This window comes from Thalassotalea hakodatensis, assembly GCF_030295995.1.
Taxonomy (GTDB): Bacteria; Pseudomonadota; Gammaproteobacteria; order Enterobacterales; family Alteromonadaceae; genus Thalassotalea_C; species Thalassotalea_C hakodatensis.
Genome location: NZ_AP027365.1, coordinates 2,203,711 through 2,223,629, shown reverse-complemented (window position 1 = coordinate 2,223,629; position 19,919 = coordinate 2,203,711). Strand labels below are relative to the sequence as shown.

General features: G+C 37.3%; 20 protein-coding genes and 2 pseudogenes. 21 read left to right on the top strand and 1 reads right to left on the bottom strand.

Features of this window, described 5'->3' with window-relative positions; genetic code table 11:
• The first annotated feature begins 164 nt into the window (after positions 1-164).
• From thrS to QUE72_RS09665, 19 genes and pseudogenes are all read left to right on the top strand, one after another.
• Positions 165-2,075 carry a threonine--tRNA ligase gene (gene thrS, locus QUE72_RS09755; RefSeq protein ID WP_074499377.1) on the top strand — a complete coding sequence of 637 codons (1,911 nt, stop codon included), beginning with the start codon at positions 165-167 and terminating at the stop codon, positions 2,073-2,075.
• 67 nt (positions 2,076-2,142) lie between these two features.
• Positions 2,143-2,682: a translation initiation factor IF-3 gene (gene infC / locus QUE72_RS09750; protein WP_074499378.1), complete on the top strand. Its 540-nt coding sequence runs from the start codon at positions 2,143-2,145 to the stop codon at positions 2,680-2,682.
• 150 nt (positions 2,683-2,832) lie between these two features.
• A complete protein-coding gene (rpmI, locus tag QUE72_RS09745; RefSeq protein ID WP_074499379.1) occupies positions 2,833-3,030 on the top strand; it encodes a 50S ribosomal protein L35 in 198 nt (65 codons plus the stop codon).
• A gap of 18 nt (positions 3,031-3,048) precedes the next feature.
• Positions 3,049-3,405 (top strand): 50S ribosomal protein L20, encoded by a 357-nt coding sequence (rplT, locus tag QUE72_RS09740; RefSeq protein ID WP_074499380.1) that lies wholly within the window; start codon positions 3,049-3,051, stop codon positions 3,403-3,405.
• A gap of 493 nt (positions 3,406-3,898) precedes the next feature.
• Positions 3,899-5,002: a phosphoribosylaminoimidazolesuccinocarboxamide synthase gene (locus tag QUE72_RS09735; RefSeq protein WP_286268716.1), complete on the top strand. Its 1,104-nt coding sequence runs from the start codon at positions 3,899-3,901 to the stop codon at positions 5,000-5,002.
• A 324-nt stretch (positions 5,003-5,326) separates the two neighbouring features.
• Positions 5,327-5,539, top strand: coding sequence for a hypothetical protein (locus tag QUE72_RS09730; RefSeq protein WP_286268714.1), 213 nt, complete (start codon positions 5,327-5,329; stop codon positions 5,537-5,539).
• Positions 5,540-6,004: 465 nt separating this feature from the next.
• The gene (locus tag QUE72_RS09725) at positions 6,005-6,346 is read left to right on the top strand and encodes a hypothetical protein (RefSeq protein WP_286268713.1); all 342 of its coding nucleotides are present in this window, start codon (positions 6,005-6,007) and stop codon (positions 6,344-6,346) included.
• A gap of 110 nt (positions 6,347-6,456) precedes the next feature.
• The gene (locus tag QUE72_RS09720; protein ID WP_286268712.1) at positions 6,457-6,735 is read left to right on the top strand and encodes a hypothetical protein; all 279 of its coding nucleotides are present in this window, start codon (positions 6,457-6,459) and stop codon (positions 6,733-6,735) included.
• Positions 6,736-6,883: 148 nt separating this feature from the next.
• Positions 6,884-7,678 carry a Cthe_2314 family HEPN domain-containing protein gene (locus QUE72_RS09715; protein ID WP_286268711.1) on the top strand — a complete coding sequence of 265 codons (795 nt, stop codon included), beginning with the start codon at positions 6,884-6,886 and terminating at the stop codon, positions 7,676-7,678.
• Positions 7,679-7,793: 115 nt separating this feature from the next.
• Positions 7,794-8,228 carry a hypothetical protein gene (locus QUE72_RS09710; protein WP_286268710.1) on the top strand — a complete coding sequence of 145 codons (435 nt, stop codon included), beginning with the start codon at positions 7,794-7,796 and terminating at the stop codon, positions 8,226-8,228.
• 547 nt (positions 8,229-8,775) lie between these two features.
• Positions 8,776-9,966 (top strand): annotated as a pseudogene (locus QUE72_RS09705) (IS3 family transposase).
• Between the two features lie 143 nt (positions 9,967-10,109).
• Positions 10,110-10,373 (top strand): hypothetical protein, encoded by a 264-nt coding sequence (locus tag QUE72_RS09700; protein WP_286268708.1) that lies wholly within the window; start codon positions 10,110-10,112, stop codon positions 10,371-10,373.
• Positions 10,374-11,630: 1,257 nt separating this feature from the next.
• Positions 11,631-12,212 carry a helix-turn-helix domain-containing protein gene (locus QUE72_RS09695; protein ID WP_286268707.1) on the top strand — a complete coding sequence of 194 codons (582 nt, stop codon included), beginning with the start codon at positions 11,631-11,633 and terminating at the stop codon, positions 12,210-12,212.
• Between the two features lie 79 nt (positions 12,213-12,291).
• A pseudogene (locus QUE72_RS09690) lies at positions 12,292-12,558 on the top strand (transposase); the annotation flags it as partial.
• A 121-nt stretch (positions 12,559-12,679) separates the two neighbouring features.
• Positions 12,680-13,654 (top strand): transposase, encoded by a 975-nt coding sequence (locus tag QUE72_RS09685; protein WP_286268706.1) that lies wholly within the window; start codon positions 12,680-12,682, stop codon positions 13,652-13,654.
• Positions 13,655-14,007: 353 nt separating this feature from the next.
• A complete protein-coding gene (locus tag QUE72_RS09680; protein WP_286268704.1) occupies positions 14,008-15,450 on the top strand; it encodes an amidohydrolase family protein in 1,443 nt (480 codons plus the stop codon).
• 29 nt (positions 15,451-15,479) lie between these two features.
• Positions 15,480-15,827 (top strand): hypothetical protein, encoded by a 348-nt coding sequence (locus tag QUE72_RS09675; RefSeq protein WP_286268702.1) that lies wholly within the window; start codon positions 15,480-15,482, stop codon positions 15,825-15,827.
• 74 nt (positions 15,828-15,901) lie between these two features.
• The gene (locus QUE72_RS09670) at positions 15,902-16,159 is read left to right on the top strand and encodes a type II toxin-antitoxin system Phd/YefM family antitoxin (RefSeq protein ID WP_074498930.1); all 258 of its coding nucleotides are present in this window, start codon (positions 15,902-15,904) and stop codon (positions 16,157-16,159) included.
• Positions 16,147-16,446, top strand: coding sequence for a type II toxin-antitoxin system RelE/ParE family toxin (locus QUE72_RS09665; protein WP_286268699.1), 300 nt, complete (start codon positions 16,147-16,149; stop codon positions 16,444-16,446). Before QUE72_RS09670 ends, QUE72_RS09665 begins: the two co-directional genes overlap by 13 nt.
• Positions 16,447-16,725: 279 nt before the next feature.
• Here QUE72_RS09665 and QUE72_RS09660 read toward each other — a convergent pair whose 3' ends face one another.
• Positions 16,726-17,691 (bottom strand): CPBP family intramembrane glutamic endopeptidase, encoded by a 966-nt coding sequence (locus tag QUE72_RS09660; RefSeq protein WP_286268698.1) that lies wholly within the window; start codon positions 17,689-17,691, stop codon positions 16,726-16,728.
• Positions 17,692-18,391: 700 nt separating this feature from the next.
• On the opposite strand from QUE72_RS09660, the gene QUE72_RS09655 reads away from it, so the two are divergent.
• Both QUE72_RS09655 and QUE72_RS09650 read left to right on the top strand, forming a co-directional pair.
• Positions 18,392-18,712 (top strand): hypothetical protein, encoded by a 321-nt coding sequence (locus QUE72_RS09655; RefSeq protein WP_074498932.1) that lies wholly within the window; start codon positions 18,392-18,394, stop codon positions 18,710-18,712.
• A gap of 159 nt (positions 18,713-18,871) precedes the next feature.
• On the top strand, positions 18,872-19,918 hold the full coding sequence (locus tag QUE72_RS09650; RefSeq protein ID WP_407704912.1) for a serine hydrolase domain-containing protein: 1,047 nt from the start codon (positions 18,872-18,874) through the stop codon (positions 19,916-19,918).
• Position 19,919: the final 1 nt, after the last annotated feature.

The following is a 19,919-nucleotide window of genomic DNA, read 5'->3' as shown; positions in this document are numbered from 1 at the left end:
AAGAGATAATCGCCTATATTCACACGCTCATAAAAACAAGCGCTACGCGTGATTCTCTGAACCATATTATAGTTCTATAATAGTCCGTATGCTTGATTGATTTAATTTTTGTTAACACCACATGCGACGCTTGGTATGCGCCGCCACTGTAGAAAGGAAATTTCATGCCTGTTATTACTCTCCCTGACGGAAGTCAACGTTCATTTGAAAATGCGGTATCTGTAATGGATGTTGCGTTAGATATCGGCCCCGGATTAGCCAAAGCGACTATTGCAGGTCGTGTAAATGGTGAACTTGTTGATGCCTGTGAATTAATTGAAGCAGACGCTGAATTACAACTGATCACCAATAAAGACCAAGACGGCATAGAAATTATTCGTCATTCATGTGCGCATTTATTAGGCCATGCGATTAAACAATTATGGCCAAGCGCAAAAATGGCGATTGGCCCCGTCATTGAAAATGGCTTTTATTACGATATTGATCTAGACCATTCAATTAATGAAGACGATATTGCCAAACTTGAAAAGCGTATGCTTGAGTTGGCCAAAACAAATTATGATGTTGTTAAGAAAACTGTTTCTTGGCAAGAAGCTCGTGATGCTTTTGAAGAGCGTGGCGAACCTTACAAAATGGAAATTTTAGACGAGAACATTGAAAAAGATGATCGTCCAGGTTTATATCATCATGAAGAATATATCGATATGTGTCGTGGTCCACACGTACCAAACATGCGCCATTGTCATCATTTAAAATTGATGAAAGTAGCTGGCGCGTACTGGCGTGGTGATTCTGACAACAAAATGCTGCAGCGTATTTATGGCACGGCATGGGCGGATAAAAAACAGTTAAAAGCTTACATTCAACGATTAGCAGAAGCTGAAAAGCGCGACCACCGTAAAATCGGTAAAACACTTGATTTATTTCACTGGCAAGAAGAAGCGCCAGGCATGGTGTTTTGGCACAACGATGGTTGGACAATTTATACCGAACTTGAAAAGTTTGTTCGTGAAAAATTACACGAATATGATTACGACGAAGTAAAAGGGCCATTAATGATGGACCGCGTACTTTGGGAAAAATCAGGTCATTGGGACAAATATTCAGACGCGATGTTTACGACTGAGTCTGAAAAACGTGAATACGCAATTAAACCAATGAACTGCCCAGGCCACGTTCAAATTTTTAATCAAGGCTTAAAATCATACCGTGATTTACCTTTACGTATGGCTGAATTTGGTTGTTGTCACCGAAACGAACCATCGGGTGCGCTTCATGGTTTAATGCGTGTTCGTGGTTTTACACAAGATGACGCGCATATTTTCTGTACAGAAGACCAAGTGCAAAATGAAGTCACGAAATGTATTGAATTAGTTTACGATGTGTATCAAACCTTTGGCTTTGAAGACATTATTGTTAAGCTATCAACTCGCCCTGAAAAGCGTATTGGTACAGATGAAATGTGGGATAAAGCTGAGCTTGGTTTAGCTGAAGCAATGAAGTCGAAAGGTATTGAATTTGAGTACCTGCCGGGTGAAGGTGCTTTCTATGGTCCTAAAATTGAATTTACTTTACTCGATTGTTTAGGTCGTAACTGGCAGTGTGGTACGGTACAATTAGATTTCGCGTTACCAGAACGATTAGGTGCAACTTATGTCGGCGAAGATAATGAACGTTACATTCCGGTGATGATTCATCGTGCCATATTAGGTTCATTAGAAAGATTTATCGGTATTTTGATTGAAGAATACTCAGGTAAATTTCCAACGTGGTTATCACCAAATCAAGCAACAGTGATGAATATTACCGACAAACAGTCGGATTATTGTCAAAAAGTTGTAAAAAAACTAAAAGAAAGTGGATTTAGAGCAAAAGTAGACTTGAGAAATGAGAAGATAGGCTTTAAAATTCGCGAGCACACTTTGAAGCGTGTTCCATATCTTTTAGTCGTAGGTGACAAAGAAATGGAAAATGGCGAAATTGCCATTCGCACAAGAAGTGGGGAAGATTTAGGAAAAATGTCGGTTGACGACTTCATTACTAAACTAAGTGAAGAAGTAAGTTCACGGGCATAAATGCTGTTTGAGAATACTCTCAAACCTTTTGCTAAATTGTTTGTTTTAATGCTTGGAGGAATAAACTATCAAAGGTAGTTTAAAAGGCGGTCAAAAAGAACCGCAACACAAACTGAATGAAGCCATTACTGCGTCTGAAGTACGCTTAGTAGGCTTAGAGAACGAAGCACTAGGTGTTGTTTCACTTGATGAAGCTTTAGATGCAGCTGAACAAGCGGGGGTAGATTTAGTAGAAATCAGCCCTACGGCGAAACCACCAGTTTGTCGTGTAATGGACTACGGTAAGTTCCTTTACGAAAAAAGCAAACAGCAAAAAGAACAAAAGAAAAAGCAGAAACAAATTCAGGTTAAGGAAATTAAATTCCGTCCTGGTACTGATGAAGGTGACTATCAAGTTAAATTACGTAACTTGAAGCGCTTCGTAGAAGGTGGCGATAAAGTGAAAGTAACTTTACGTTTCCGCGGTCGTGAGATGGCCCACCAAGAACTGGGTATTGAGCTTTTAACGCGTGTTAAAAACGATTTAGAAGAACTTACTACAGTTGAGTCGTTCCCTCGTAGAGCGGAAGGACGTCAAATGGTGATGGTACTTGCACCGAAAAAATAATCAATAGCTGGTTTTAGCAAGTAGTAGAAAGCAATTTCTGCTCACCACTATTGTTTTTAACGGGTAACGTTAGGCCTACAAGTAAAACAGCGTTAAACACTGTTTTCGCCTGCGTTGCTAAATTTCAATGGCAATGTGGAGTTTACATCAATGCCTAAAATGAAAACTAACAAAGGTGCTGCAAAGCGCTTTAAAAGAACTGCGTCAGGCGGTTACAAATGCAAACAAGCTGGTCTTCGTCATATCTTGACTAAGCGTCGTACTAAAGTAAAACGTCATCTTCGTGCTAAAAGCATGGTTGCTGCTTCAGATGTGAAAGCAGTTGATAAATTACTTCGCAACGCTTAATTAAGAGGAGATTAGCACATGGCAAGAGTAAAACGCGGTGTAGTAGCACGTCGTTCTCACAAGAAAATTTTAAAGCAAGCGAAAGGTTACTACGGTGCTCGTAGTCGCGTATATCGCGTTGCTTTCCAAGCTGTAACTAAAGCTGGCCAATACGCATACCGTGACCGTCGTCAACGTAAGCGCCAATTCCGTCAACTTTGGATTGCTCGTATAAATGCAGCAGCTCGTCAAAATGGTTTATCTTACAGCCGTTTCATCAATGGCTTGAAAAAAGCATCGATTGAAATCGATCGTAAGATCCTAGCTGACATTGCAGTATATGACAAAGCAGCATTCTCTGTATTAGTTGAAAAAGCGCAAGCTTCTTTAGCTTAATTGAGACGTTGATATATGAAAAGGGCGCCCATGGGCGTCCTTTTTCTTTTAGACAGATAATTTTTATTGTTAATTTGCTCTAATAGCGTCGTCACTAATGCTCATTTACCTGCGTAAACTGCGCGTTAGTTCCTTGCTCTTAAATCAATTAACGGCAAAAATTTTCATCTAAATTGTTTAAGTGGTTTTAGGTATTAAGTTCCAAGTGCGTAATTTTTCCTTGAACTTTAACCTATGCTCTGCAAACTAAGCAGCTAGGTAGTCTTCTGATGGTGTATTCATCTAAATTGTTTAAGTGTTAAGTTACGAGTGCGTGGCTTCTTATTAAAGCTGAAAACTATGCAGCTAGGTTGTTTTATAAAAATTCGCGCGATTTTATTGTAGCATTTCAGATATAATTGCTAACCACAGTGAATACGTGAGAGAACTTATTCGTTTATCACCATCGGTTGATGTTAAACAAATAGATTCTTACTTATAAAAGGTTTAAACGATGAGTAATGCTAATGGCGTTTTAGCCGTCAATGACGATTTACCTATTCGTACTGATTTACCTGTTCATAGCGGTAAAGTTCGCTCTGTTTATTGGTTAACAGCACAAGACAGTGCGCGATTAATTAAAGAAAAAGGCTACAACGTACCTGCTGATACAGAACTTGCCATCATGGTTATTAGTGATCGTATTTCAGCGTTTGATTGTATTTGGCACGGAGAAGGCAATATGCGAGGCGTACCTGGTAAAGGCGCTGCGCTCAATGCAATATCAAATCATTGGTTTAAATTATTCAAAGAGCAAGGCTTAGCTGATAGCCATATTCTTGATATTCCGCATCCCTTTGTATGGATTGTTCAAAAAGCTAAACCCGTTATGATTGAAGCGATTTGCCGTAGTTATATTACTGGTTCTATGTGGCGCGCCTATGAAAAAGGCGAACGCGATTTTTGTGGTATTAAGTTGCCTGAAGGGCTACAGCGAGATACTAAATTAGCGAACTTGTTAATGACGCCGTCAACAAAAGGTATATTAAAGGGTATTCCAGGCGTGCTTGAAGCTGATGATGTAAACATTACGCGTGAGAACATTGTTGATAATTACCAAGCTTTTAATTTTCAATCAACGGATGATGTTGCTTTATATGAAAAGCTACTTACCGAAGGTTTTAATGTTATTTCAACGGCACTTGCAAAGCTTGACCAAATCTTTGTTGATACTAAATTCGAATTTGGTTATGTCAAAGATAGAGCAGGTAATGATAAATTAATTTACATGGATGAAGTAGGCACGCCAGATTCATCACGTATTTGGGATGGTGTATCTTATCGTAATGGTGAGGTTGTTGAGAACTCGAAAGAGGGCTTTAGGCAACTATTGCTGTCTCATTTTCCAGATCCTGATATTTTACTGAATAAAGAGCGAATGTTAGAGCGCACAGCACTTGCAGAGAGCAACGCGTTACCTGAGCGAGTACTAATGGCAGTATCTAAAACCTATATAGATATTGCTGAAAAGATTACCGGCGAAAAAATCGTTCTAAGTGACGACCCTAAAGCAGAAATTATTGCGGTGTTAAAAGAGCAATACCAGTTAATTGATTAATATCGCAACTTAAGGTTTAACACTTACTAAAGCCTCAACATCTGTTGGGGCTTATTTTACTGAATTAAAAAAATTTCCGCGATAGTTTAGTAATTGTACTGCATATATAAACAGTTCGTGCTTGTTCTTGTTTTTAACGGAAATACAAGAACCATTCTCGTTTTCAACGCAGAAAGCGAGAATCAATATTAGCATCTCGTTGATATAGTTGAGAAGAAGTGATAATTTAAATTTTCAATTTTATGAAATAAAGGGCTGTTCGTAGCGTTACTTGCGAGAATGGTTCTTATGAATAAGCTGTTATGTGTTTCAAGGAGGAAGCTTTTGAATTCGAATGATGCGCTAATAATTATTCTAGCAATTATTGGTTTGCCATTAATTATCTATTTGTTGATTGTTATGCCAAATGACAAGTATTGTAATGACTGTAATTCAGATCTTTCACCTCATCGTCAAAAAACATTTCATTGTAAAATCAATGGTGAAGATAAGGAAATTTGTAAACGTTGTTACTCTCGACGCTTTGGCCGTTCGTAATAAACACATAACAAGTCATTAAAGCAGGAAAATTTACAGTTGGCTGTTTTCACTGCGTTCAACATTTTAGCCAACTGAAAATTTCCTCTTAATGAGGCGTTAGGGTGAATAACTCATTTACTTATTGTTTGTTAAGTTTAGTGTTTAACTACGAGTATAGTGTTTAATTGAACCACCGTGATTCTGGTGTTTTAAACGTTGCGGCTTGGTTTGGTGTCATTGGCAGGGCCGTTTCTGTTATTTTTACTCACTGCTTGTTGCTTAGTTCAGGTTTAAGTTCTTGGGTTAAATAATCAGGTTCAGCAGTGAATCGAACCACTTGCTAAATAGCAGATGCTCAAGTAAATTCACCTAACAAAAAATTCAAATCGGACTTAAAAAACTTGTTTCGTTTTTTGCAAAGGGCAAAAAAGCAAACCAATCATTTTAAGCCGTTTAATATAAGCGTTATATGCACGGGGAAGCATGAGAAGTAATTGGAAAACTCAAAAGGGAGATGAGTGGTGCTACGAAGACGGCGCTATTAAGTCCATTGCTGATTTTGATTCGCATACTCAAATATTTACCATTAGAGATTTAAGCGGCGCCTCGACCAAGAGTAAATTGCTAGCTTTCATCAGGCTTACGCAATCTGGCTTTAGTAATGCAACTTTGGAGCTAAAGGTGAGTCGTTTCAGCCAAGATGTTGAGAGTCAGCTCCGCTTACTTCAATCTAGTGGAATTATTGAATTGGCTCCCCAACAGTTGGGTTCCAGCGTTGTTAAAATTAACTACGTTAAGCCAAAGAGTTGGTGGCAATTGTGGTAGTAGCATATAACAAGCAAATCATGTCGCAGCAAAGCTGCTGGGACCTCCGTTTCGGCGCTTCGCGCCTACACTACGGCCCCATATTTGGGCGTTATAGCTAAGGATGGATCATGGAATTATCCGCAGAAGATATTAAGAAACATCGTGCATTAATAAGATTGCAGCGAGGATATGAAATATCCACATTCATCGCATTCGGTGTTCTTTTTGCGTACTTCTTAGGCGGTTTGGAGTTAGATTTAGTGCTCATTATTATCGGCATTGAGCTTATGGGATTGTGTGTCGCTTATCTAATAAATCCAGTAAGCAAGGTGTATGGTAATCTACTTAGCTCGGTAATCAATAGCGACAAAGACAGCATAATCAATCAACATGATTCTAAATCGTAATCTGGCTATAACAAGGCTATCCACCGGAACAGCAGTCCTTCGTTGCAATTTATGCACTACGCTGCCGCTCCGTTAACATAAATTACAACTACAGCCCGCTGTCCAGTGATAGCGGCGTTAGCTATCTTCGGTGTAATCAGGGAGCAAGATGGAAACTGAATACTTTTGGTGGGATCTTGAAGAGTCAACATTCAAGGGCGTTCTTTATGACTCTATTAACATGTACTTCTTACATGACCACCCGTACAAAAATTGGGAAGAATTCAAAGCAGCAGATCCACATATGGCATACGCACATTTAACTTATGTCAGGTTTGATGCTTTAGAACAACAGTTTGTAGACTTACGGGTAATTCCTCAGATGTTAGGAGCAAAAGAAGTTCCTTTGCCTTCTACAGTTCAAAATATAAATAGATACGACTGGTTAAAATCTATCGTTGATTTAGCATTATTCCGATTTTCAAGTTTGAGGGATATTGCATTTCATTTTGTAAACGAAGTATTAGAAATTAATTTGCCTGACTATAAGCTAAATATTAAGCAATTGAGCAAAGTACTAAGGGAAAATTACCCCGAAATACTGGAGCACTTAAAAGTTATAGATCAAACAGGGGCTCCACTTCGCCAAGATCGCAATGAACGAGCTCATAAAGGCTTTTGTAATTTATATACTGAAGATGACCAAATGTTTAAAAATATGTCTTGGGCAGAATCACACAGTTCAAGTATCAGTGGCTACGATTTGGTCAAAACTTACGAAAAGTCACGAGACAAAATTTATGATGTTGTTGTAAAAGAGGTCAAAGAAGTTCTTCATGCGTGCGTTGAATTAGCAGATGAACTATACGTTTACTATCGCGATAGACACGATGTTTTATCTAAAAACTCTAAAAGTGGTGTTTCACATCATTTTCATGGCTACCACAGAGTAAAAGATAGCTAACAAGCGCCTCAACAAAGGACGTAAAAAGCTTGGCTTACGTCACTTCGTTCCTAATTTTAGCCAAGCTATTTACGCCTGTTAGGCGGGCGTTATGTGGCTTTAAAGGATTCAAGCATTGGAAATCACATTAGGTTATGGAATGGACTCAATTCTTTTTGGTCTTTCTGAACAACAAGTAATAGCTTCGTTGGGTAAACCTGACAAAATCTTCTTCACCGATGAAGAAAATAAACGATTGCAGTTTAATGAACTTTTACTTGAGTTATCCTTTGAAGCCGAAAACGATCATCGCCTTGGGTGGATTGAAGTTCACAATAATAACGTGACAATATTTGGGCATCGTCTTATTGGTAAAGCTATGACTGAAGTTATAGCCACTATTAGTTCTGAATTGGATTCAGAACCAATGATTGATGATTATGGCTCATTCGTATCAGTAACTTATGAAAAAGAATGGCTAGAACTTCAGTTCAGCTTCAATAAACTAACAAATATTAATTTTGGCGTGTTGTATGGCGAAAATGATGAGCCAGAGTGGCCAGCCACATAACAAGTCGTTAAAGCATGGACAAATAAAGCTTGGCTTTGTTCACTGCGTTCCAAATTATAGCCAAGCATTATTTGCCTCTTAACGAGGCGTTATGTTTTTAATGAACATCACCTAGCAGAGTCGTACTCTGATAGGTTGTGAGAAGAGCTATTAATTTATTCTTATTTGGCGGTGCTAAATAGTTTCATTAATAGGGCCACTCTTCGACGGTGACTTTGGTCGGTCACCTAATCCATCTGAAAGGCTGCAATCTTTCTTATGGCGTCACTGGCCTGTGACGTAAAGCTCAGGTGTTTAATTTTCCTGAGCCGGCTCGGGGTTTAATTTAGGAACTATCATGTTCACATTTAAAACTTCGAAAATCGAGGTTACTTTAGATGTAGCAGCTATCATTAAAGCATCTGCTTTTTTGATTTTGTTACTGATGTAATCTTTGGCGGGGTGACTTCATGTCGCCCTTGGCCTAAAAACATAACAAGTCATTTAAAAGGACAATGCACCTCCCCCGTTTTGGTGGACACCTCCTCATCATATTGAGGAGGCTACAATGCCCAAATATACACAACCTAGAAAAACATGGTTTTACCCAGTAAGTTTCAAAATCAAAGTAGTCAAACTAAGCTTAAAAGACAATGTCATGTCAAAGGATGTTGCTTTAGCATGATATTCACCCGTTTATGCTCAGTCGTTGGCGGAAGGAATACAGAGAAGGTAAATTCTCTAAGCATCAGCGCTACCAGGGCAGCAATGAAATAATGAGTAAAGTCCCCACCCAAAAAGAACTGTCTGCAATTCAAAAGCTTAAAAAGGAAAATGAGCGTCTGAAACTGGAGAACGACTTGCTAAAAAAGTGGCAACGGTATCTGGCGGAAGTACATCAGAGCGATTTGGATTCATCCACAAGTTCGGACAAATCTTAGGTGTGAAGTACCTTTGTGATTGGCTCAACGTTTCTCCCAGTGGTTTTTATGCTTGGCGTAATCGTCCTTTATCAGCCAAAGTGTTAAGAGATGCAGATTTATTGCAGCAAATAAAAGCCGTGTTTCATGCTAATCATCAGACGTATGGCAGCCCCCGTGTGTTTTATGCGTTGAAAAGATCAGGTATAAGAACAAGCAAGAAGCGGGTTGCAAGGTTAATGCAAGAGAGTGGCTTGAGAGCTAGAGCAATTAAGACATATAGCAAACCAGCTAAGGTTAAATTTTTCTATAAGGAAATTCAAAATAAGCGTAGAAATATAGACAAGCCGACAGCGACAAACCAGCAATGGTCGGGTGATATCACGTATCTTAAAGTTGGTGCACGTTGGCATTACCTTGCTGTCGTTATCGATTTATACTCTCGTCGTGTTATTGGCTGGGCCTTTGGTAAAAACAAATCAACTGAGCTGACGTTAAAAGCATTGCGGCTTGCCATTAAAAAACGCAAACCCACTGAAAGAGTATTATTTCATACTGACCGAGGTGCCGAATATCGAGCCCACAATGTTCAGCACTACTTAAAAATTCACAATATTAATGCCAGTATGAACCGGCCTGGATGCTGCACAGATAATGCGGAAGTGGAGTCGTTTTTTCACTCATTGAAAGCTGACATCATTCGAGGAAATCGTTTTGAAACAATGAGTAAGTTACATTCTAAACTAAAAGGTTATTTAAATTACTTTTACAATAGACAGCGATTGCATTCAAGTTTAGGATATCAACCACCAGTTGAGTTTGAATTGGCAGGAAAATAAAAGTGGAAGGTGTCCACTTTTGCGGGGGAAGATCACAAAAAACAGTTGGCTTTTGCTCCTTCGTCGCTAATTTTAGCCAACAATTTTTTGCCTCTTAATGAGGCGTTAGCTAGCTATAGACTAGAGTGGCATTTAAGGAAAGAATGAAGCTTTTAATTATTTCAATAATAAATGGATTTATCGCAAGTCTCATAAGCTGGTTGCTTATATTACCTGTAATTTGGGTAGTCACATTTTTCTTTTCCTTTGATATCAATGAGACAACGAATACTATTGTGAGTGTGTTCGATATAATTATAGTTATTGCTCTTATAGGTGCTTTATTTGAGATAATTAATCGAGTTTATATAGGTTTAAAACAAAATCGTATCGTTGGCATTATCCGCAAAAAAGAAGAACAGTGGTAAAGCAAGCTAACAAGAAAATTAAGTGGGACTGCTAACAGTTTGCTCGGTTCCGCTCCGCTTCACATTTTAGCAAACTATTAATCAGCCCCTTATTTGGGCGTTAGGGTGAATAACACATTTACTTATGGTTTATTAGGTTTAGTGTTTAACAACTTGATTTGTTTATATTTCAACACTGTGATTTTGGTGTTTAAAAAGTAGCGGCTTGGTTTGGTGTCATTGGCAGGGTAGCTGTCTTTTAGTTTTACACACTGCTTGTTTCTTGGTTCAGGTTTAACTTCTAGGTTAAACAATCAGGTTCAGCAGTGAATCGAACCACTTGCTAAATAGCAGATGCTCAAGTAAATTCACCTAACAAAAAATTCAAATCGGACTTAAAAAGCTTGTTTCGTTTTTTGCAAGGAGCAAAAAAGCAAACCAACCACTTTAAGCCGTTTAATATAAGCGTTAGGATGAATAACTCATTTACTTATGGTTTATTAGGTTTAGTGTTTAACAACTTGATTTGTTTTTATTCCAACACCGTGATTCTGGTGTTTAAAAAGTTGCGGCTTAGTTTGGAGTTATCGTCAATCTAGTTTTCTTTAATTTTTACACACTGCCTGTTGCTTAGTTCAGGTTTAAGTTCTTGGGTTAAATAATCAGGTTCAGCAGTGAATCGAACTACTTGCTAAATACCAGATGCTCAAGTAAATTCACCTAACAAAAAATTCAAATCGGACTTAAAAAGCTTGTCTCGTTTTTTGCAAGGCGCAAAAAAGCAAACCAATCATTTTAAGCCGTTTAATATAAGCGTTAGGGTGAATAACTCATTTAGTTATCGTTTGTTGGGTTTAGTGTTTAACAATTTGATTTGTTTTCAACTCAACTATTGTGATTCTGGTGTTTAAAAAGTTGCGGCTTGGTTTGGTGTCATTGGCAGGGCAGTTTCTGTTATTTTTACACACTGCTTGTTGCTTAGTTCAGGTTTAAGTTTTTGGGTTAAACAATCAGGCTCAGTAGAGAATCGAACCACTTGCTAAATAACTGATGCTCAAGTAAATTCACCTAACAAAAAATTCAGCAGGACAAATGGAGCTTGGCGTTTGTCACTGCGTTCCAAATTATAGCCAAGCACAATTTGCCTGCTAATATGGGCGTTAGGTCTATTTGCGGCGCATTGGCGGCTGTTGGCGGTAAAGTGTCGTATGGAAAGGATAAGGGATTTAGTAGGGTTCTCGTAGTACAAACCTACAGGAGTCTACGATGGAATATGAAATGAAAATATCACCTAATACAATACGTCGTTTGCGTTTAGATAGAGGCTGGCCTCAAGATCAGCTGGCTACAGCATCGGGCATAAGCTTGCGTACTATTCAGCGTGTTGAAGCAGAAGGTATAGCATCTATTAATACTGTTGTGAGTCTTGCCGCTACATTCAATGTTAATGTTAAGGACTTGCAAGAAGAAGAGAACGAATCTGTAAACCAGAGACCTATATTTTTATTTGGTTCGTTATTAATTGGCTTAATAATCATTACTGTTGCGGCGGTAAGTGAATCGGGTCGACTACCTAGCCCTCAATCAGATCTATTTGCCACCTTAAATATATTGGGGTTCATTATCGGGCTTATGGTTTCTGCTCCAGCCTTAGCTTATGCATTCAGGAACAAAAAGTATATTGAAACAGGGTTAATTGTTATCGGTGCGCCATTAATTACACTTTTTATTGCTGCGTGCATCTATTGGTTAGTTAATGGAATGTCTCCTTCTTTCTTATTGTTTATGTTTGGTGCTGGTGGTGCAGCCTTATTGATCATGGCGTATAAAGAACTACGGCATAACTTTGTGAAAGTATAGACCTAACAAGGCGCTCAAGAACGGACATGCACCTCCCCCGTTTTGGTGGACACCTCCTCATCATATTGAGGAGGCTACAATGCCCAAATATACACAACCTAGAAAAACATGGTTTTACCCAGTAAGTTTCAAAATCAAAGTAGTCAAACTAAGCTTAAAAGACAATGTCATGTCAAAGGATGTTGCTTTAGCACTTGATATTCACCCGTTTATGCTCAGTCGTTGGCGGAAGGAATACAGAGAAGGTAAATTCTCTAAGCATCAGCGCTACCAGGGCAGCAATGAAATAATGAGTAAAGTCCCCACCCAAAAAGAACTGTCTGCAATTCAAAAGCTTAAAAAGAAAATAAACTAGACACCCATTTTTAACTTGAACAAAAAATAATCTAGACACCCATATTTAACTTGAATAATTCCAACGTTTGTCTAATCTTTGAGTCATTGTAAATCAATCGCAAGGAAGCGAAATGACTATCGCCAGAAGTCGTCAAGTATGTTTGGCGGCTACACCTTATTATCATTGTATTTCCCGTTGTGTTCGCCGTGCGTTTTTGTGTGGCAAAGATGTCGTTACTAGAAAAAGTTATGAGCACCGAAGACAATGGGTGGAAAATAGACTGTTTCAACTTAGTGACGTATTTGCCATTGATGTGTGTGCTTATGCGGTGATGAGTAACCATGTACATTTGGTTTTGTTTGTTGATGAAGAAACAGCAAACAGTTGGTCGATGGATGAGGTGCTAAAGCGTTGGCATCAATTGTTTAAGGGTACATTACTTACACAAAAGTATTTACGCGGTGAAGAGCTTTTAGCTCCCATGATAGATATCGTTAGGCAAACGGCTGAGCAATACCGTAAACGACTCATGGACATTAGTTGGTTGATGCGGTTATTAAATGAGTCTATTGCCAGACAAGCCAATCGAGAAGACAATTGCAAAGGCAGATTTTGGGAAGGGCGGTTTAGCTCTCAAGCACTACTTGATGAAAAAGCACTTGCCGCTTGTATGGCTTATGTAGACTTAAACCCCATTCGAGCTAATATCGCCAAAACACCAGAAACTTCAGACTTTACAAGCATCAAACTACGCATCAAGGCGGCTATTCAAGGCAAACAGCCTGAAAAGTTACCACCATTTGTTGGTAATCCGAGCAAAGGTAGCCCTGCAGGCTTACCGTTTTGTTTAACAGATTACCTTGAGCTTGTGGAATTAACTGGGCGTTGTATCAGAGAAGATAAAAAAGGCTATATAGCACAGCACCAACCTAAACTACTGACTCGCCTGAATATCAGTGCCGGTAACTGGGTTACACTAAGCCAACAGTTTAGTCGCTGCTTTAGAGGTGCTGTAGGCGATGTTGATAGCTTAACTAAATACTGCCAACACCAACACCGAAAACGGCGAAGCAATCTTGCTAATTGTGAAAAGCTATTAGCGTAAACACCTAGTTATCCTTATCGAGTCTAACAATTCCTTGTATGGAAGAGGTTTGTTTGACCTAGATTTGATCATTACTCTGCAGAAATACTAAATTTCACTTGTTTGACTCGTTGAAGGCGATTTATTACCGATTTTTATGCACTTTAATCAAGTTTAGATATTCAGTTACTTCTTGGCAGTGGTATAGTGGATGTCTAATTAAGTTATTAAGTTATGGCAGTGGTATAGTGGATGTCTAATTAAGTTAATTAAGTTTTAATTAAGTTTTAATTAAGTTTTTGAATTCAAAAATAATAATAACGAGTTATTCTACAGGCTCGTTAGCTATTTAAATAATCTCACATGGAATTATTATGATTAAGGTATTATTACTCTCAATTTCTTTGTTTTCTTTTTCTTCATTGGCGGAGAGCAAAGTTCTAATAGAAAATGTCACTATAGTTTCATCTCACTTGCAAGTTCCAAAAACTCAGATGAATGTATTAATAAATGATGGACGAATTACCAAAATAACTAACAAAAAGATTACATCCTACGATCTTAAAATAAATGGTTCGGGAAAATTCTTAACGCCTGGTCTTATGGATAGCCATGCGCATGTTTCGTCAATTCCTGGTATGGGTTTTGGTGTTGAACCTGTGGCTATTAAGAACCCAAAACTCGTAAAGGCTTATTTTGAGCAACAACCAAGAAGCTTTTTATATTATGGGGTCACTCAAATACTTGATCCTAATCCGGGAGTGAGTTTCGACTATTTTACTTCGGCGCCTCATCACCCTGATTATTTTCGCTGTGAGGTATTAACATCAAAGAATACCTTTCCGTATGTAGAAAAAACAGATGATCTATCAAGATCAATGTTTACTTATTTAATTGATGAAAGTGCAGAGGCAACCGCAGTAAATTCAGTAGAAAGGTTAGTTGGTGAAATTGCCGATTCAGGTGCTTCATGTATAAAAATTTATTTTGAAGACGGTTATGGTAACGCTAGTCAATGGCAAACATTATCAACCAATACGCTAAAGCGAATTAAAATAGCGGCTGAAAAATTTAATTTACTTATAGTAGCTCATGCTAATGCCTTAGATATGCAACAATTAGCACTTGGCGCAGATGTTGATGTGATCGCTCATGGTATGTGGAATTGGGGGCAATATAATCGCGAGAAAGATATACCTAAGGAGATATCTAACACTCTGGATGTAATGATTAATAACAAAATAGGCTATATGCCTACACAAAGAGTGATTGCTGGCTTAGGTGAAGTAATGCTACCTGCTATTGTTAATTCTCCTGAATTTTCATCCATTACGCCTAAGTCACTTATAGATTGGTATAAAACGAGTGAGGCGCAGTGGTTCAAGGAGGAACTTCGAATTGGTTTTGATGGAATGCCTGATCAATCAATCTCAGATGCATTTTTATATGGGCGAATAGGAAAAGGTAATAAAGTCATTCAATATCTAAGAAGTTCTAACCATCCAATTTTATTGGCTTCGGACTTCCCTGGAAGTCCTAGTTTTGCCAATCAACCTGGACTGACAACTTACCAAGAAATGAAAGCTATGGTTGCCGCAGGGCTATCGCTGGAAGAAGTACTGGCGGCGGCAACCATTAATAATGCTAAACAATTCAGAATTGATAAAGATTATGGCACTTTAGAAGTTGGTAAAGTTGCTAACCTTCTGCTGCTTAAAACTAATCCTTTAGACTCTATAGAATCGTGGAACCGTATAGAAACGATTATCTTGCATGGAGACCCCATAGCTAGAGAGAATTTGATGGTTAATAAATAGCTAACAAGCTGTTAAACAAGGATGAAGTAATGAAAGAATCTTCTTTAGCATTAGAAACCGCTGAAAAATACCTTAAAGAAATGCTCGAAGCGGATGACACCTCGAATTTCGAGTTATACATCAAGCGTTACGAAGAAAAATATCTAGCAAATTTTTTTAAAGAAGATTTTTTAAACGACATCAAAAGTATGCATGAAAGAAATGGCATGAATACTGGCTACAAATTTCTAGGTTCGTTGAGAAACTCTAAATTTGATGGCTTAGATATTTTTAGATTCGTATGGAAAGGTATATACGAAAAGCGGGACGCAGTTATCGAAATGGGATTATATAAGAAGAACGGAAACTGGTACGTTATTAAATCTGCTGTTCACTAAGGTGTAAGATTGTAACCTTGAGTTAATGTGATACTATTGTGATACATTATTTGAATGTTTATATAAGATTTATCATGAGAGTTGAACTTGTAACAACACTTAAACGGCAAGCTACTAAAATTCTAGCTGACCTACATACATCAAAAGAACCCGTACTGATAACTGAACATGGTCAACCATCTGCTTACTTAGTTGATGTAGAAGATTATGAGTTTATGCAACAGAGATTGGCTATTCTTGAAGGTGTAGCACGCGGTGAGCAAGCAATTAAAAATGGTGAAACTTTCTCAAATCAAGAAGCAAAAGAGAAAATGAGTAAATGGCTGAAGTAATATGGACTTCCTCAGCCCTAGATGATTTAAACGAGATCGCTGAATATATTGCTTTAAGTAATCTTTCTGCTGCAAAAAAGTTGACTCAGAAAGTATTTGATAAAATATCTAGATTAGAAAATCATCCTGAATCTGGTAAAAGACCACATGAATTGATGAACTTAAATTATCGTGAAATGAATATTAATCCTTGTCGTATTTTTTATAAAGTGGATAGCGACAAAGTTTATATTTTACATGTTATGCGACAAGAACGCGATCTACGCAGGTTTCTTTTACAGAGTTAAAACGGCTAACAAAAATTTAAGCCGGACTGTTAACAGCTTAGGTGGTTCCGCTTTGCTACACAATTTGAACAAACTCGATATGGCTCTGCCTTTTTAAATTAGCGACTGTATTATAACTTGTCAAAATAATTTTTAGGTACTGTGGTGATTGTGATTAAAGATTTTAGATTTTTAACTATTCTACTGGATGTCCTATCTATTCTGCTTCTTCGTTGGTATTTATAACCATTTATAACCATTTATAAATTCATTGATAAACACTACATGTTCTGAGAAACGTTAAGCACTGGATGATAAATTAATCAATTTTCGTTCATTTGATTTAGTTTTACTTGCAGCAAACGTTAATTGGATCAATATAATTAATAGTATTTCAAAGGCTGTCACTAGAACCGAACCTTCTAAACCAAAGTTTCCTCCGGTAATTAACGAGTTTTCGTTACGAACAATCACTAGCCAACTTTCCATTTTATGACCGCTAACTTCGAAGCCCAAAACGGTACCTTGAAAAAAATTCCAAGTAAAGTGAAGCATAATGGGGAACCATAAATTTCTGGTGTGTAAATAATAAAGGCCAAAAGTAACACCTGCTAGTGCTAAGTTAATTAGCGATATTAATGTCCAATTATCATTACCTAAATGGAGTGCCATGAAAATCATTGAGGAAATAAATAAAGCTAAGTAGGGTGTCGTTGCCCTCATTAAAAGACCTTGGATAAATCCTCGGCATAAAATTTCTTCTAACATTGCTACTATTAAAAAAAGTGAACAACTTGCTAACCATGGTACAAGGTTAAATGGCCGAACTGTATATGAGATATAACCTTTGCTGACTAATAAAAAGAAACATGTTGCTATAATAATAATTCCCGCCAACGCGCCTAATATCGCATCAGTTTTATAACCATTTAGTTTAAAGCCTAAGGAACTGAAAGGGATGTTTTGGATGTAAAAAGCTATTTTTATACAAATTATAATAGCGATTAACTCGGCTAATAAAACAAATGATTCGCCAGCAGTGCCAAGTGCTTCACTATATTCACGTTGTGACAAATTAAACATATCAAGGGTTAACATGCCATTAATTAAGAGTGGTATAAGAAAAATAAACTGAATAAGCAGTGTTCCAATGAGTACTAAAAAGGTTATATATAGAGCTCCTAAAATACTGGGTTTATCTGTATTATCATCACTGCATTTAGAACGAGCCTTGAGTGAGTCGTCTGGCTTTTCTTGGATGCGCATTATGTGTTCCTGTTGATAAATATAGGCTTTAATTAAAAAGGACAAAACTTGAGGCTGCATATAAATAGCGCTGGGCTGTCTATTAACTTTGTGCTAATTAACGGCTTTTACTTCTTAATCAAGCACGATTAAATAATAAAAAACTTCACGTTAAACAACAAATCAATAAAAATACAAACAAGTAAATTATCTGTTAAGCCTTTGTTCTCATGTATTTATTTTTTTGTTGTATTTATATTGTAAAAAGGTAGTCCTCGAAAAAGGAGCCTTTTTAACTTAAATGATGATTATAAAGTGTCAAAGTCCACAAGTTTCTCACAAGCAAGAATCACTCGAGCGCAATAAATTATTTTGAGTGAACATTAATCAAAAAACATTAGTGGCAGCTAAAGTTAGGCACTCACTACACTGGAAGTATTATTATTTTGTGGGATATTATCTATACGATGAAAATTAAATGGGGCAAAAAACAGCTGACTTTTGCTCCAGTGTCGCTTATTTTGGCCAATATATTACTTGTCTTTAACATGTGTTATATACCAAGGAAGTAGGCAAGTTTTAAAGTGCATTATTTCTCAGCATAAAGAAATCATCTCAGCCATAATTGCAGTGGTCACTTCTTTAGATGGATAGCTATTAAATATCTTGCGTATTGCATATATGATACTAACGTTATTTTTCTGAAAGGTTTGATTAACATATGACTTGTATAACGAATATTATCCTTACTACCGCCATACAAGATGGGGCTTGGATGAACAGTGATTACGGTAGTATAGATACAATTAATGAATATTTATCTAAAAAATATCAAGGCACAAGGCTTAATTCAGTAGAAAATAGTGCTGGTGGCCACAAAACGATTAGTTGTGATATGTTTGTTGCTGCCGTAGATTATTTGGAGCTACATGAATTCATTGCTGTATTTGAAAAAATAAATTGGGATAAACCAGCCGAGGTGCATCTTCTTATTAAAGGTCATAATGACTTAACTTTTACGTCGTATTATCCAAAAACTTAGTAAATAGGTATAGTGCTAACTAGGTTAGTTATTCATCTATTCTTTCAATTTAGTTGGTTGATGTCGTTTAGTAAATTTTTAGTATACTAACAAATAGGGAGTGGGTTAGCGATTTCAAATCATTCGTAATGTTTGATAATTAATATATTGAGGTGTAATTTGATAAAACCAAAGGCAAAAAAAATATTCGGTTTTTCGCTTATTATTACGTCTATTTTTTCATTATATTTTGTGCCGTGGCTATTAGTAAAGGCATGGCTACTACCGTTACCTAATACAATACAACAACAATTAGATGAAGCCATAGAACATGGTTTTGACGGCATGATTGTATATATTAACCAAACAGGACAGCCAGCTCAGGTTTATACAGCAGGTTGGCATAATAAAGAAGCTAAAGTAGCTGCCAAACCTAAAGCGCTTTTCAAAATTGCCAGCATTAGCAAACTTTACGATGCTGTTGCAGTAGCAAAGTTAGTTAACGATGGAAAGCTTTCATTGAATAAAAGCCTTGCAGATTATTTACCAGAACTAGTCGGTCAAATTCAATATGCAGAAAGTATCACTCTAAAAATGATGGTAGAACATCGAAGTGGAATACCAAATTTTACCGATACAGAAAATTTCTGGGGTACTCCAACCGAAACTTACGAAGAAAGCTTAGCATTAATTTTAAATAAACCGGCTAATTTTAAACCCGGGGATGGTTATGAATATAGCAATACTAATTATCTGTTAATAAATAAAATAATGGATGAGGCCTTGGGTTACGATAATTTTCAATTTATTAAAGCACGAACTCTTACACCACTTAACTTAGTGAATACATATTCAGGCCTAGATGAAGTTACGCTTGAACAGGTAATGAGTGGTTATCATGTCGGACACCCTTTTGATTTAAAGGAAGACGAACATGGTATGCTCGCGACAGCTGAAGATGTTGGCCTTTTTGTAAAAGCATTAAACGACGGCTCTGTTTTTTCAGGGAAAGAGCAGGAAATATACTCTAGCATTTATAAGTTCGAACATGCTGGTTGGGTGCCTGGATATCAAAGTTTCGCTAATTATTACAAAGACCTAGATGCTGTGGTAATTCAATTCTATAGTACAACGGATCCTAAGTTGTATAATTGGAATTTATCAGAAATTATAAATAGTCGGATCGCTAAAATACTTACAAATCAAAAAAACACAAGCCCAAATTAAT